Here is a 14,273-nt window from a genome sequence, read left to right as displayed (position 1 = left end):
GCCACGATCAATGCCACGTCCTTGTGACCTGTGTGGGTCTAGCAACCTGCGGAGATGGGACACGCAGCATGGTATCGACGTCTTGGTCTGCGACGCCTGCGGAATGGCAAGAGCCGAGGTCCCCGAGGGGTATGCCGAAGAGGCCGAGGAACTCTATGACGCCGACTACTACAAGGGCATGGAGTATGACCGCAAGTGGCGCTTTCGGCAGCGGCGCGCCAAGCGCTGGATCCACTACCTGGAGGAGTACCGGCAGCCACCCGGGAATCTGCTCGACATCGGCTGCTCGATGGGCTACTACCTGTTCGCGGCGAAGACCCTCGGCTGGACGCCCTTCGGTACGGACATCTCTCACCACGCCGTCGCTGAGACGGAGAAGCTGGGGTTCCGCGCCTTCTGGTCGGTGCATCCCACCGACTTCCCAGACTGGCTTCCGCCGCTCGATGCGGTGACGGCGACGCACGTGGTGGAGCACTTCCAGGACCCGGTCGACTACCTGGGAGCCCTGCGCGAGCGGATGGCGCCCGGCGGCGTGGTCTACATTGAGGTTCCCAACTTCCAGAAGATCCTGCGCCTTGGGCCGAAGGTTCCCTATGTCGGGCCGCCCCATCATGCGCAGTTCTACACCCTCGACACGCTGAAGGGGATCGTGTCCAAGGCAGGCTGGACCGTGCTGCCCTCGCCGAGAGTCCGCCGGCGCTATGCCTCGGCCCGTCCGCACCGGTGGCTGCCTGAGCTCCTGGTGCATTGCCCACGTGAGTCGATGCGGGAGCACAATGCCCGCTCAGGTCTCCTGTCCAACCTGCATATCTTCGCCCGCGCCGAGGGCACAGCGCACTGACGGTGCGCCCACTGGACGCCACCAACGGCTGAGGGTACAATCAGCCCAGTATTGGGAATGTGGTGCGGTGCTGCCGGGCTCCTTCCGGTAGTCTCCCGGGCCTCGAAGGAGATTGTGGACCGATGAAAGCTGCTCGTTTGTTCGCCGCTCGTGACGTGCGCCTGGTCGACGACCCGCCAGTTGAAGTGCAGCCGGGCAAGATCCTCGTCAAGATTCAGGCCGTAGCTATCTGCGCCTCCGACGTCAACATGTACGAGGACGGCCACTCCGGCGGTGTCTGGCCGGATCACCCGATGATCCAGGGCCATGAGTTCTCCGGTGTCGTCGCCGCTCTCGGTGAGGGTGTTGAGGGACCTGCCGTGGGCACGCGGGTGGCCGTCGAGCCCACCTGGCCCTGCGGCAAGTGCGATAGCTGCCTGCGCGGCCTCGAGAACATCTGCCGCCACGTGATCTTCCCCAGCTACCCCAACGAAGACGGGGCGCTGCGCGAGTACATGAACTGCCCGCCCTTCGCGGTCCATGCGGTCGATCCCGAAGTCAGCCCGGTGAAGGCCGCGCTGATGGAGCCCCTGGGGGTCGGTGTGCATGCGGTGCGACTGGCCAACCTCCAGCCCGGCGAGAAGATCGCCATCCTCGGCGCCGGCACCATCGGTATGTGCGTGATGGCCGCCGCGAAGGCCTACGGACACACCGACATCAGCGTCGCCGAGCCGAAGGTCGACCGCCAGGAGCTGCCGCGGAAGATGGGCGCCAAGTTCGTTGCCGCCTCCGCGGAGGAACTCGAAGAGCTGATGGCCGAGCCGACCATGCAGCCCGACGTCGTCTTTGAGTGCTCCGGCGACAACGAGGCACCGCAGCAGGCCATGAAGCTTGCCCGGCCGGCCGGTCGCGTGATCGTCGTCGGCATCCCGCACCCCGACGAGGTTACCTTCAACTCCACCATTCCCCGGCGCAAGGAGCTCACCGTGACCTTCTCGCGACGCTCCCGGAACACGCTGGGCGAGTGTGTGCGACTCGTCGAGACCGGCGAGGTCGATCTCGACCTGTTCCCCTTCCAGGAGTTCAAGCTCGACGACGTGGTGGAAGCCTTCAAGGCCGCCCAGGAGCGCCCGGAGGGAGTTCTGCGGGTGATCGTCCGCTGCGATCAGGACTAAGCTGACCCAGGGCGGGAAGTCCCGCGGGCTATATCGCTACGGAAACAGAAGGGGACAGGAGCCATGGCTCCTGTCCCCTTATCGTTATCCATAGCCGCTACCTCTGCTGTCTACTCCATCTCTGGCGCCGGAAGCTCCGGCAGCCGACTCCAGTGCCTGCCCACTGCCCGAAGGCTGGTCGCCACAGCGCTGCCCGTCGAGAGGAGGCCCTCGTCAGGCAGGTCCTCCCACGTTACTGCCAGGCGACGTAGGCGAGCAGCCTCGATCTCCTCCTCGCTGAGCCCCAGTTGCCGTGCCGCCTTGAGGGAAGCCTCGTTGAAACCCTCGGTGCGTAGCCTTGCCTGCCAGGACGCCACTTCGGCTTCAGTGAGTCGCCGGTCCTCGGCACCCTCCTGCTCCATCACCTTGAGGAGCGCGCTGTACCGGTCTGCGGCGGTCACCATACGAAGACCGGCCACGCGCTTGTGATAGACGAAGGCCCTCGCCTGGCGCCGAGCCCAGTCCTCGTCGCAGGCCTCCAGGGCACCTCCCAGACGATCACCGGCGATCTGGGCGGCTCGCAGCGACTCGTACATCCGCAGGAAGGCCGAGGCTGCATCGTTGCCGGCCCGTGCCCTGTCCTCAGACAGCCCTTCACCGGCCACGTACTGGGGCAAGACCGGCGGAGGTGGCAGCGTGAACTCGCGGAAGTCGGCGCGCGGCGGATCTCCTCCGAGGGCCTGTGCGATCCCCGCTGCCGCATCGAAGATCCAGCCCAGCATCCCGTCCAGCATCATCCCCGGCAGCCCACCGGCACCCAGCCCGAGCTTCTCCATGAGGAAGCCGAGCGGGTCCGTCAGGCCATTGAAGACGTCCAGCAGGCCCTTCAGAAAGTCGCAGCTATCGACGGCCTTCTGGAGCATCTCCTTCGGCTCGGCCACCGGACTCTGTACCGGCCCGATTCCCAGCCGCTGGCGAGCCGAGTTGCCCGGCGTAACCACGCTGGCACCGGGGTCGAAGGTCGGCAGGCCGGGACCGATCTGCCTCTGAGTCAGCGTCAGCCCGAGGCCGCCCATCCCGGAGAAGGCGGCGAAGCGGACTCTCGGCTCCAGTGTGACTTGCGGCCCTGCAGGGCCTGGTGAGCACGGGCGGTTTGAGGTCTGTGGGGATGGCCCGGAAGTTGGGCTTGCCTGCGCCCCGGGAAGGTCGGCGACGCGCTCACAGAGGGCAGCCTGCCAGGCCTCCTGGACCACTCGCAACGCTCCGGCAGACCCCTTCGAGCTCTTGGCCATCGGTCGGAGCGCCTCTGCCAGGCTTCCCAGGTCCAGGGCGTCCGCAAGGCTCTCCAGCGAGACCTGTGTCTGTGCCTCACCGGCCCCGGCGGTGGGCTTCGACAGAGCCTTCACCAGGTCAAGCACCTCAGCGCGGTGCTGCAGCGCCGCACGATATTTCGCCTCGACACCCGTGAAGGCACCGGCGTCCTGCGGCGCCCCTTTCCCCGAGGGCACACCGACGAAGGCCCAGCCGGAGACCGCCGTCGGCGCTCCCTTCGTGCCTGACTTCGTGACCTGCAGGCTTGTGAGTGCATAGCCGCGTACCGCGTCGTCGCCGGGCACCGCGAGTGGCACAGCAGGCTCTGCCCAGGCGAAGCTAACCGCGCTACCGGCTTCGCTCGTCAGGTCGCAGATTCGGCCCAGAGCATCGCGCCGGACCGTGAAGGCCGGTGGCAGCGAGACCTCGACGCGGACTCGGGTGTAGTCTTCGGGCAGGTAGCGCACGAAGACCCCGCCGGCCTGATAGGACCAGCGTCCGGTGGGGATCTTGCGGCTACCTGCGGGCGGATCCGGGTTGCCCTCCGGAACGGCGACGCGCTCCAGTTCACTGTAGGGTGCGCTCAGTGCGGACAGAGCCTCCTCCAGCTTCGCGGCAGCAGCCTGAATCCGGGTCACGGCCTGTGCAGTCGGCTGCAGCACGGCTTGCTGTGCCTTCAACACTCTCTCGAGAGCGGCTGCAAGCTCTTTCTGGTCGACCTGCTCTCCCCCTTCGAGGCGTGCGGTGAGTTCCTCGAAGGCCTTGGAGGCCGCCTCCATCTCCTGCCTGGGCTGCGCAGTGTCTGTGTTCATCTGGGCCCCGGCAGCCTCGAGCTCAGCCTGCAACTCGGGACTGATCAGCTCCGGCTGCTCCGGACGCGGACCCCGTTGCTGGGTCCTCGCCGCCGCAAGTCCCTTCTCGCTCAGCAGCGCCCTGGCGGTCCGCTGGATCTCCGGCTTCAGGCGATCCACTTCCATCCGTCCCACCAGTGCCCAGAGCAGGCACTGGACCTCCCGCTGCTTGATCTCGGGGTGCTCGGCCCAGTTCCACAGGACCTCGTGGACCGGCCCTGAGGCTCGCCCGACAAGGGGCCCCGGTGCATAGCCATCGCCACGAGAGGGCCGGTAGGCTCCGGCGTGGAGACAGAACCCGGCGGCGTCCATCTCGTAGACACCCGGCGATACGAGGAGGAAGCCACGGGCTCGGGCACGCGGCATCTCAGCCAGGGGCAGGTACTCGGAAGGACGGTAGTCATCGAGGAAGGGGACGTCGGTGTGGCAGTCGGAGATGGACGCGGTGAGGCCGTCTTCTGCCCAAACGCGCTCGGCCGCCACGTACTCGCGCATCTGCTGCTGCCTTGCCTCTGTGTCCGTAGGCTGGGCCCAGGCAAGGAGCGGCACCAGCAGCAATCCTGGCCGGAAAGGGCACACTCTCACAGTCCTCGCCTCCCCAGTGGCACCAAACCGTAAGCCGGCCTCCTCTCCTTCGGCACGACAGGGCAGGTTCCTGCCGAGGAGCATGCAGAGACGAAACAGCCACCCGGGAGAAGGGTGGCTGTTGGGTGAAGGTGCACTGGTGGGTCGTCGCTGAGTGCCTGTCTGAGCCTACTCGCCCGATTCCTCGGAGGCGAGTTGGGTCTCTTCGCCCTGCGCGAGTCTCCGGCCCAGGTGGCTGTGGCGGCGGCCGTAGCCGAAGTAGACCACCATGCCGATCACCAGCCACACCGGCGACCACGAAGGAGACGATGAGCGCCGGTCCCGTCTTGTCATGGGCGACGAGACCGGTGATGGCGAAGATCCCGGCGCCGATGACGCACCCGATCCCGAGGGAGGTGAGACCGACCGGCCCCAGCACTCGCCGGAGCCGGTTCTCACCCTTCATTCCTTCGTACACCTGGCTGAGCGTCTCGCGGGCAAAGAGCTGCTTCATGCGCCGCCCGCCCTTGTGCTCAGTCCTCCCGCCAGGGCCGGACCAGGACGCACACAGGATTGCGCACGCGAGCCGGTGGCACCTTCAGGGCGTACGCTGAAAGGCTGAGGGTGCTTGCTTCAGGCAGGCGTCCCGCGAGACACGGCCCGTTCGATCTAGTGTGTACACGATGCTGTGGCGGCAGTGCGATGCGCACGAAAGCGTCGAAGGTAAATGCCATGCTATGGCGAAATGGACACGGCACTCGGCCTTGGGTGTGGGAAAGACGCCGCATGCATGACCCCTGCTCTGCAATGCGTATCTTTCGACAGAATATCTGTTGGAAGGTGCGGCCGTCGACCGCTAGGAAGCAGCCGGACATCCCTCGAGGGGTGACGCCATGGGTCACGAGCGGATCGGTGTACTCCCAAAGAGCAAGCGATGGCGCAGCATCGTGGCCGATGTAGGGTCGCTGACGGGCGGCGAGTACGACGTCGGCACCATCGCTGGCGAGACCCTACGAGCGACACGCAGTAGGCTTAGGTGGTTCCAGGATGACCCTGCACCGCTTGAAGCCTTCAGTTTCCTCGTTGAGTTGTCCGTGCGGGCGAGAACGGGTGGCCTCAGCGGTATGCCGGGACTGGACGACGGCGGGCCACTGACGCCCTTGCGCCTCGTGCGAGTCCTGCGTTCTCGCCTCGCATCGATCGACTCGTCTCCCGAGTACCGCGAGCTGTCAGCGGCCGCGGGAGCCGATGCGTTGGCCTTGTGGTACCAGACGCATCGCGTTCAGGACGTCAGCCTGTTCGAAGGCTTCGGCTGCGCGGACAGCACCTGGGACGCGCTGCAGAGCGGTCGAGGCTTCTGCGAACTCTCGCGCTTGTTCTTCTCCAAGATTGTAGAGCGCTATCTGAGGTATTTCCTGGAGCGTGAGCTGTCCGCCGTTGGCCCCTCGCTCTCGCACAGCGACCAGGTACGAGCCGACCTTCAGAGTTACCTGGCCGACGTGTCTCAGCACGCGCTCGAGACTTCGAAGATCACACAGTCTCTCGCTGCGGGATGGTTCAACAAGCACGCACAGAAGGGCATGCCGCCCAAGTCCAGCATTCGGGGGGTTTTCAACTACGCGCTGACGAAGCTGCGAGATGAGATGACGAGGGAGGGGTCAAGGGCATGACCCGGCACCCTCACGTGATCCTGTGCGGTGGAGCGAACCCCGGAGCAGGGGGCCACGGCGATGCAGCGATTCACCGGCTCGAGTGGCGACGCGGGCAGGCAGTAGTTCCTAATGTGCGGATTGGCCTTCCCGGGTTCATCAACAGCGTCTATCACCTGTCGGCTAGGGCCAAAGACCTCATCGAGATAGCGTCCTACATCTACTGCGCGGACCGCCTGATCCCGAGAGGCCACAGGGACGCTGTCGAGTACCACTCGTGGGGCAGGAATCTGGAGTTCTGGTTCCGTGTTCGTGACTTCGACTTCTGGTCCACGTCAGAGGCCGGGCAACAGCTCAGCGACTTGCTCCTGTTCCTGTCAGGTGAAGCTCGTGTGGAGCTGCGGTTCGAGAGAAGCACCAACGACGTCCCAGAGAACCTCTTTGACCGTCCGGGGTGTGTTTGCAGGACAGGAAGCGAGGTGACTCTGCTCTCGGGTGGTGTGGACTCATTGGCGGGAGCCGTCGAGCAGCTCTCCTCCACCGGTGGCCCGGTCATGCTGGTCAGTCACAGGTCGCAGAGCTCCATCGCGAGGACACAGGATGGACTGATTAGGGCGCTGGACGAGAGGTTCCCCAACAGAGTGACGCCGGTGCCCTTCAAGTGCGGTCTGATAGGCTCAAGCCAGCACGAGGAGACGCAGCGCAGCCGCTTCTTGCTCTACGCGACCATCGCATTCGCGTGCGCCAGTTCCGTCGGAACCAACCGCATTCACGTGTACGAGAATGGAATCACATCGCTGAACTTCGCGAGACGGCAAGACCTCATGAACGCACGGGCAAGTAGGACAACGCACCCACGAACCATCGCGCTGCTGGCGGAGCTGTTCTCGGAGGTCAGTGGAGCCCCGTTTAGCATCGAGACGCCGTTCCTCTGGAGGACCAAGACCGACACCATGGCGTTGCTGCGCGAACGTGGGCAGTCTGATCTGCTGTCCAGCTCAGTCTCCTGCAGCAAGACGAGGAAGACTGGGGGCCAGAGCACCCACTGTGGGGGGTGTTCACAATGCATCGACCGGAGGTTTTCCGAATACGCTGCCGGGTTGGAGGACTGTGACGACGCAGGGTTCTACGCAGTTGACTTCGTCAAGCAAGACGTTCCCGATGGCAGGGTCAAGGGGGCTGTGATCGACTACCTCCAACAGGCCTCGGACTTTGAGAGCTACAGCCAGGAGGAGTTCTACACAAGGATGGTGTCGGAACTGGCGATGGTTGTGGATTGGCTCCCAGAGGCGGACGAGAGGGAGACCGTACAGAAGCTCTGGGAGTTGACCAAGCGCCACGGCCGACAGGTGGTAGATGGGCTGCGTCGAATGCGTGAGGTTGCTGACGACCGGCTTCGCCCGTCGACGAGGTCGACGATACTCAAGGTGATTGAGGACCGCGACTACCTGACAACGATGCGGAGTCCCGCGCCATGCGCGCCGCCCTCTCGGCCGGTCCAAGTGTTCATATCCTATTCGCACAAGGACAGACGGCTGCTCGACGAGTTGTTGGCACAGCTGAGCCCGCTCCGACGCAGCAAGCTGGTAGAGCTCTGGTACGATGACAGAATGGGGCCTGGTGACGAATGGCGCAGCGAGATCAGTGAGCACCTCGAGACGGCTGAGTTAGTCTTGCTCTTGGTCAGCGCCGACTTCATCGGCTCCGACTACTGCTACAAGGTCGAAGCACAAAGAGCACTGGAGCGTCACCAGGCAGGCGAGGCAACGGTTGTGCCCGTGATCATCCGAGACTGCGTCTGGCAGGACCTTCCCTTTGGCGCACTCCAAGCCTTGCCCACTGATGGACATCCTGTCAGCAGCAGGCACTGGAATAGGCGCGACCAGGCTTGGTCGCGGATCGCTCAATCCCTTCGCCAGAAAACCGTAAGCATACTGGCTGGACGCAGCGGCTAGGCGGTGGCAGCTCGCCCCTACATGACGAGCCCTGACCACGGGTCGCCTTCGCCGAGGCCTACTTCGCGGCGGCGGTGACGATGGTCTCCCGCGCAGCCTCGTCCCTGACGATCACCTTCGGCTCCGCCCAGAAGGCGTGGTCGGCGGTCGTGTTGTTGGCAGGGCCGCAGTCCGCGATGAGCTTGAGGCGGATCTTCTGCCCCGCGAAGGCCTTCAGGTCAACCGTCACCGGCTCCCAGCGCAACTCGTCGTGATGGCGTGAGAACAGCTCCGTCGCCTTCCCGGCGGCGTCGATGACCACCACCTTGAAGGTCACGCCGTCGGTGGTATGCAGGCCGTCGCGCATGCCGATCTGGGTGGTGAAGGCACTCGTGTGCCCCGCGGGCAAGGCGATATCCCAGACGGCGAAGCTGTAGCCGACCTTCCCGTTCGCATAGGGCGGATGCGAGAAAAAGCCGTTGCGGGTCACGCCGCCGCAGGTCCCGGCCATGGGCTCGAAGCTGCCCTCCTCGACCACGCCGAAGCCCTCTATCTCCTGACCGCCACGGACGCAGCGACCACGGTTGAAGGGCCGGTTCGGGTCCAGCAGGTCGGCGACGATCGGGTACACGGACTCGGTGCTCACTGCCAGAGCGCCGCTCCCCTTGTAGGTGCCGCTGCTAGCCTGGCAGACGATGTCGCTGCGACCGGGAGTTGCCGGGAGTGCGACCGCGAACCGCCAGGAGACGATCCCCCGGGCAGGTACGCGCACTGCCCCGGTCGGCGGCTCACAGGTTCCGCCGGCTACCGAGGCCGAGGTGCTGACCTGCGCCTCGGCGTCAAGCAGGCTGGAGACATGCGCGGTGCACTCGAGACGCCCGCCGGGCTGAAGCGTTGTCGGCAGGGGCGAATCCAGCGTCACGGTCAGCGGAGCGGCGGCGACGAAGTCCAGCCAGAGAGTGTCCTTGTCCGTCGGCAGTCCGAGCCAGAGGTGCTTGCCGGGCTGCAGGTTGGCCGGGACCTCGCAGATCAGCCCACCGTCACGCGACTGCACGGCGGCAGGCTGACGGCGGCCGTCCGCTTCCCAGAAGACCTGATCGCGGCGAGCTCCGGCGGGGACGGCAACCCTGACCTGTGCGCCGATCGGGGCCAGTACCGTATCGCAGGAGGCCTGTGCCGGTTGTGACTCGGCAGTCGCGGTCAGACGGTACCGGAAGGCCTGCTCCGCACCTGGAATCACGTGAAGCAGACCCCGGCTCCAGCGCAGCGTCGGTGCCGGACCGGCGGAGTCATCTTCCTTGAGGGCCTCCACGCGGACCCCGACTGACTTTTCCGCGCCAAGCAGGACCGGTGAGAAGGCCACGTCGGCGCAGGTGTCCTGGGGGATCAGCCACCAGGCCCCCGTATCGCGCTTCACTGCGGCAGTCCCCTCCAGCGCGAGCGCACCCAGGTTCACGAAGCCACCGCGACTGTCGGCGTAGAACTGCTCGGTGCCCAGCGACTGCTCGACTCGCTGGCGTGGCCCGTAGGTTGCCTCGGGACCGGCGACGGGAACCAGCGTCGAGGCGGTCAGCAGGTCCAGGCCACGGGTCGCGGGGTTCTCCCCCGGACGGAAGACCACATAGCCCCACTCCGGCAACTCCAGTTGCCCCGCAGCGGTCTTGAGGGACCACAGGCTCGGGCTGCCGTTCACGTAGACCTCGGTGCCGTTCTGGTAGACCACATGCACGCGACCGCTCTTGTAGGCGTCGGTGATGATCGCCTGCGAGATCTCCACCAGCGTGCCCTGGTTGTCATACTCGATCTTCGCGACCGGTTCCATGGCGTAGCGCTTCTGGGTCTGCTGGAGCATGTAGTAGTCGCGCACGCCGCCGGAGGAGCCACCGGGACCACCGAAGCCGCAGATGTGGCCGTAGGCGAGGATGCAGGCGAGGTGCTGGTCACGACTGACCCTGGGGCCGCCGCGGTAGTTGAGCCCGGAGTCCAGGCAGAGCGGGTGCATCTTGAGAAGGTCGAAGTCAACCAGCAGGCGCTCGGGCGAATTGGAGGCCACCTGCGTCTGGGCGTAGTTGCCGTCCACGAGACCGACGTACCACCAGTGGTTGTTGCCCTCCGAGTAGGCCGGGCCCTTGTGCGCCAACTTCTCGTTGTACAGCAGGCGGCCAAAGCACTCGAAGACCTGGCGGAAGGTCCCTGCGCCGGGCACGCGGGCGTCGTAGTCAACCCGCGAGAAGGGCGTGACGGCGGTGTGGACGTCGCAGTAGCTGTGGTTCTCGCCGAACTTGGCCTGGATCTGCGGCGCCAGCAGGGCCTCCATCTCCACAGCCCGCAGGGGCTTCGGCGCATAGCAGCGCATCCAGGCTCGGAGCCAGTCCCCGTTGCTGGTGCGCGTGACCCAGTCCTCGTTCCAGTACGAGTTCACGGGAGCATAGTCCGTGTAGTTCGTGTACAGGCCCACACGCCAGCCGAGAGCCTGGACGGACTGCACGAAGTTCTTGAGTGCTGCATCTCCGCCGCGACCGGGAGCTGCCTTAAGGCGGAAGGTGAAGCTCTCGCCGCCGTCCCGCCAGCTATCCTCATGATACCGAACGGTCACCTTGTCACAGCCAAGCTTGCGCAGGTGGGTAGCCTCGGCGATCTCCGCAGCGATGTCACCACCGTGCTTGGTTCGCCAGACGCGTTCGCCCTGAACCTCCTTCCACGGTGACGGCGGATTCGGGATGTTCGGAAGCACCTCGACGAAGTCCGGCGAGGCGGTGAGGAAGAGGCGCTCATGCACCGGGTTGCGGGTACCGTCGGTCTTCGGGTTGTAGCGAGCGCCACCGTTGCACACCGCCCAGTCCGGTCCCAGCGAAGCGCCACCATAGAGCACTGAGGCATCCGAGACGTACCAGTCAAACTGGGTGAAGTAGAACAGGCCCTGGGCGTAGAGCACACGCGGGTCATTGGTGCCGCCGCCGTAAGTCAGGTAGGGCACCTGTACCAGCTTCTGATCGGTGACACCTTCGACGCGTCCCAGGGTCAGCGCCTCGGCAACCGGCTCCGCAACCGTCGTCTCCACGATGAGCGACTTCTGGGCGATGCGGAAGCGGTACTCGACGTCTGTCGCGAGGTTGTCCGCTTCGAGCCGCCAGACGGCCCGCAAGGTGTCCTTCTCCAGGGTCAGCGTGCGGAGAGTGCGCTTGATCGCCGGGTCGTCGGCCTTGAGGATGCCGGCGGGACCGACCAACTGCACACCACCTCCGGCGCAGGGACGGACGGTCCGGCCCTTGTACACAAGCCCCAGGTCGCCGAGGGTCCCGTCGGTGGGCGTGTAGCGGTACTCGAGGTTGCAGTCAGGTCCGGCGTAGGCGAAGATCGTGTCCTTGCCCTCCTGCCGGACCGCGTTGCGGAAGCCCGTCACCTTGTTGGTGGGCAGGATGGTCTCCGGCCGGGTCGGGAAGGGCAGCTTCTCCGGAGCAGGCGCAAAGCTCAGCGGCTGCAGATTCTCCTTGAAGAAGTAGCAGGGCCCCAGGTAGACCGTGCGCGGGTCCTGATTGCCGGCATTGCGGAAGCGCAGGCCGAGGAAGTAGGCCGGGCGCTTGATCCGAGCCAGTTCCTCCGCGTGTAGCCGCCCGTTCATCAAAAACCAGTACTGGTAGTCCATGCGGCCCAGCGGGATCTCGAACTCCCAGCCGGCGGAGTCGCGAACAACGGCCGCCACGGACAGCACAGGCGTCTTGGGGTCCGGCGCCCAGCCCCAGTTGTTGCCGTAGGTCCAGCAGTTGAGGCTATCCCAGGGGTCGGGGATCTGAACCGGCTTCTGCGCCCGCACGAAGAGCTCCGGGTTCGAACCCTTGCCCACATAGAGGAGCTTGCCCGAGTGCGGCTGCCACAGGTGCTGGTCGGCCGACTGGTAGAGCCGGCCCTCGGCATTGCTGCCGACGACTTCCCATCCTGTCACGTTGTCGAAGCTCACCAGGGGTGTGCCCTCGGGACGTTCTGCCATCTCGTAGGGCATGACTCCCGGCGGGTTCTGCTCCGGGTCGCGGTTCTCAGCCGGATGGACAACCACTGTCTGGGCCATGGCGGGAGCGCCTCCTGAGAAGCAAGGGTAGAGCACGGCCAGGGCGAGCAGCACCAAGACCGGAACACACTGCCGGGCCTGCGAGACGACGAAGGATGCGTGCATGGGAGCCTCCAAAGCAGGAAGATGGGCCGCGAAAAGCAGGCCCTCCTATCGTGGTAGCCGCTACACCTGGTTGTACCGGAAGCAATCTACGGTGTGATCGTTGACCATCCCCACGGCCTGCATGAAGGCATAGCAGATCGTGGGGCCGACGAACTTGAACCCGCGCTGGAGCAAGAACTTGCTCATGGCCTCCGACTCAGGACTCGTTGCCGGGATCTCGCCAACACTGCGCCAGGCGTTCCTGACTGGCTCTCCGGGGGCGACCCCGTGCCCCTCGACGAACTGCCACAGCGCCTTCGAGAGGCTGCCGAAGTCCTCCTGGAGCGCCATCACTCCGCGGGCGTTGACCACCATCGCCTCCATCTTGCGACGGTTGCGAATCAGCCCCGCGTTGGTCAGCAGTTCGGCGATGCGATCCGGCCCGTAGCCGGCCACTGTCTCGATATCAAAGCCATCACAAGCGGCGCGGTAGTTCTCGCGCTTGCGCAGGATGGTGGACCAACTCAGGCCGGCCTGCGCACCCTCGAGCACCAGCATCTCGAAGAGCCGCTGGTCGTCGTGGAGCGGCACTCCCCACTCCTCATCGTGGTAGGCAAGATAGAGCGCATCACCGGGAGGCACCCAGGCACAGCGCACCCGGCCGTCAGCGAAGGCCACGGGCTCGATTGCAGGCATCTTGGCTCCTCCTCAGAACGACGCCGCCCTTACGGGACTTGGTACCGCACTGCGTCGGCCGAAGTCTCGAACCAGGTCTTGCTGTCGTAACGGGTGAGCTGCGGTGCCGCGAGCTTCTCGCCCTTCGCGTTCCAGGCGCTGACCGAAGCGACCTTGCCCTGCAGCCCCACGGTCATGACCGTACCGGCGGGCACGGGGACGATCTCCATCCCCCTGGTCTGCTGCTGCAAGACCACGGCGCCGTTGGTGGCGACCTTGCCGAAGTCGATCACACGATGGGTGGTGTTGGCGTCGACCAGGTACGGGGCAGGATCGCTGCCGGGCATCTGCTGCGGCGCCACGGGTTCGAGGCGCACCGACTTGGCCACGGCGCCGTCGCGCTCGACGACGAGCGTGCCAATCTGCACGCTGGTGAGACCGCGCACGAGGGGCACCCGGCCCTGGTTGTCATACAGGCCGACCCAGACGCCGTAGCGGGTGACGGCGGCATCGTCCTTGATCGCCAGCCGTCGCGGACCGTCGGTGATGGTCTCGCCGACCTTCCACGAGGTCGTCTTGCGGTCGATGGCGTGGTCGGACTGGAAGGCGATGCCCTCGTCCATGAAGTGCCAGAAGATCGTGTAGTCGCGATCCAGGGCGCGGCCGACCTTCCAGTTCAGGGTCAGCTCGAACTCCTTGCCACCGAGGGCCTTGAAGGAGGCCACGGAGGGCTCGATCGCCGGCTGAGTTGCCGGCGGCAGCCACTGCTGCGAGCGAGCGTCAGCATAGGTCACCTTGTCATACTGCGCCAGGTCGCAGACCTGACCATCACGCAGGACGGTGCCTGCCGTCCCGCGCGGGCCGGTGGTGAAGCTGCCGTTGCTCGGCAGTTCCTCCCCGGCGACGCGCCAGGGCTTGTCGGACAGGTTCACATAGACCTGCTGACCGCCCTCGTACTCGACGTTGATGCGCGACAGCTCTCCATAGCGGGCCGCCGTCGCCGCATCGACCATCTTGCCGCCGACCTCGTATCGTATCCGGTTCGCCAACTGTCCGGTGTAGGCGCGACCGAAGGCCTGCATCAGGTGATACTCACGCACCACGCCGTGCGGATGCTTCATGAGCTGCATGCCGATGAACCCGGTGCGGCCGAAGGCGATGGTGT

9 protein-coding genes are annotated in these 14,273 nt (G+C 65.6%); 5 read left to right on the top strand and 4 right to left on the bottom strand.

Annotation, left to right across the window (positions count from 1 at the left end):
* Window positions 1-10: 10 nt before the first annotated feature.
* Complete coding sequence (locus ABFE16_11335; protein ID MEN6345886.1) at window positions 11-841, top strand: class I SAM-dependent methyltransferase; 831 nt, start codon at window positions 11-13, stop codon at window positions 839-841.
* Window positions 842-963: 122 nt separating this feature from the next.
* Window positions 964-1,995 (top strand): alcohol dehydrogenase catalytic domain-containing protein, encoded by a 1,032-nt coding sequence (locus ABFE16_11330; GenBank protein ID MEN6345885.1) that lies wholly within the window; start codon window positions 964-966, stop codon window positions 1,993-1,995.
* Window positions 1,996-2,105: 110 nt separating this feature from the next.
* On the opposite strand, the gene ABFE16_11325 is transcribed toward ABFE16_11330, so the two are convergent.
* Window positions 2,106-4,721: a hypothetical protein gene (locus ABFE16_11325; protein MEN6345884.1), complete on the bottom strand. Its 2,616-nt coding sequence runs from the start codon at window positions 4,719-4,721 to the stop codon at window positions 2,106-2,108.
* A gap of 268 nt (window positions 4,722-4,989) precedes the next feature.
* Here ABFE16_11325 and ABFE16_11320 point away from each other — a divergent pair, with 268 nt between their 5' ends.
* The 3 genes from ABFE16_11320 to ABFE16_11310 all read left to right on the top strand — a co-directional run bounded on the left by ABFE16_11320 (window position 4,990) and on the right by ABFE16_11310 (window position 8,304).
* Window positions 4,990-5,322: a hypothetical protein gene (locus tag ABFE16_11320; protein MEN6345883.1), complete on the top strand. Its 333-nt coding sequence runs from the start codon at window positions 4,990-4,992 to the stop codon at window positions 5,320-5,322.
* Window positions 5,323-5,593: 271 nt separating this feature from the next.
* Complete coding sequence (locus ABFE16_11315) at window positions 5,594-6,370, top strand: hypothetical protein (GenBank protein MEN6345882.1); 777 nt, start codon at window positions 5,594-5,596, stop codon at window positions 6,368-6,370.
* Window positions 6,367-8,304 (top strand): TIR domain-containing protein, encoded by a 1,938-nt coding sequence (locus tag ABFE16_11310; protein ID MEN6345881.1) that lies wholly within the window; start codon window positions 6,367-6,369, stop codon window positions 8,302-8,304. The genes ABFE16_11315 and ABFE16_11310 overlap by 4 nt, the downstream gene beginning before the upstream one ends.
* Before the next feature lie 58 nt (window positions 8,305-8,362).
* Here ABFE16_11310 and ABFE16_11305 read toward each other — a convergent pair whose 3' ends face one another.
* The 3 genes from ABFE16_11305 to ABFE16_11295 all read right to left on the bottom strand — a co-directional run.
* Window positions 8,363-12,454, bottom strand: a complete 4,092-nt coding sequence (locus ABFE16_11305) for a hypothetical protein (GenBank protein ID MEN6345880.1) — start codon at window positions 12,452-12,454, stop codon at window positions 8,363-8,365.
* A gap of 60 nt (window positions 12,455-12,514) precedes the next feature.
* Entirely contained in the window at window positions 12,515-13,129 is a 615-nt protein-coding gene (locus ABFE16_11300; GenBank protein ID MEN6345879.1) for a DNA-3-methyladenine glycosylase I, read from the bottom strand.
* A 29-nt stretch (window positions 13,130-13,158) separates the two neighbouring features.
* A partial coding sequence (locus ABFE16_11295) for a hypothetical protein (protein ID MEN6345878.1) occupies window positions 13,159-14,273 on the bottom strand: 1,115 nt, incomplete at its 5' end.

This window comes from Armatimonadia bacterium (assembly GCA_039679385.1).
Lineage (GTDB): Bacteria > Armatimonadota > Zipacnadia > Zipacnadales > JABUFB01 > JAJFTQ01.
This window is presented reverse-complemented; position numbering and strand designations above follow the sequence as displayed.

Coding starts and splice junctions, on each gene's coding strand:
- ABFE16_11305 (MEN6345880.1), bottom strand. CDS start 12,454: ATGCACGCATCCTTCGTCGTCTCGCAGGCCCGGCAGTGTGTTCCGGTC.
- ABFE16_11300 (MEN6345879.1), bottom strand. CDS start 13,129: ATGCCTGCAATCGAGCCCGTGGCCTTCGCTGACGGCCGGGTGCGCTGT.
- ABFE16_11330 (MEN6345885.1), top strand. CDS start 964: ATGAAAGCTGCTCGTTTGTTCGCCGCTCGTGACGTGCGCCTGGTCGAC.
- ABFE16_11335 (MEN6345886.1), top strand. CDS start 11: ATGCCACGTCCTTGTGACCTGTGTGGGTCTAGCAACCTGCGGAGATGG.
- ABFE16_11315 (MEN6345882.1), top strand. CDS start 5,594: ATGGGTCACGAGCGGATCGGTGTACTCCCAAAGAGCAAGCGATGGCGC.
- ABFE16_11320 (MEN6345883.1), top strand. CDS start 4,990: ATGCCGATCACCAGCCACACCGGCGACCACGAAGGAGACGATGAGCGC.
- ABFE16_11310 (MEN6345881.1), top strand. CDS start 6,367: ATGACCCGGCACCCTCACGTGATCCTGTGCGGTGGAGCGAACCCCGGA.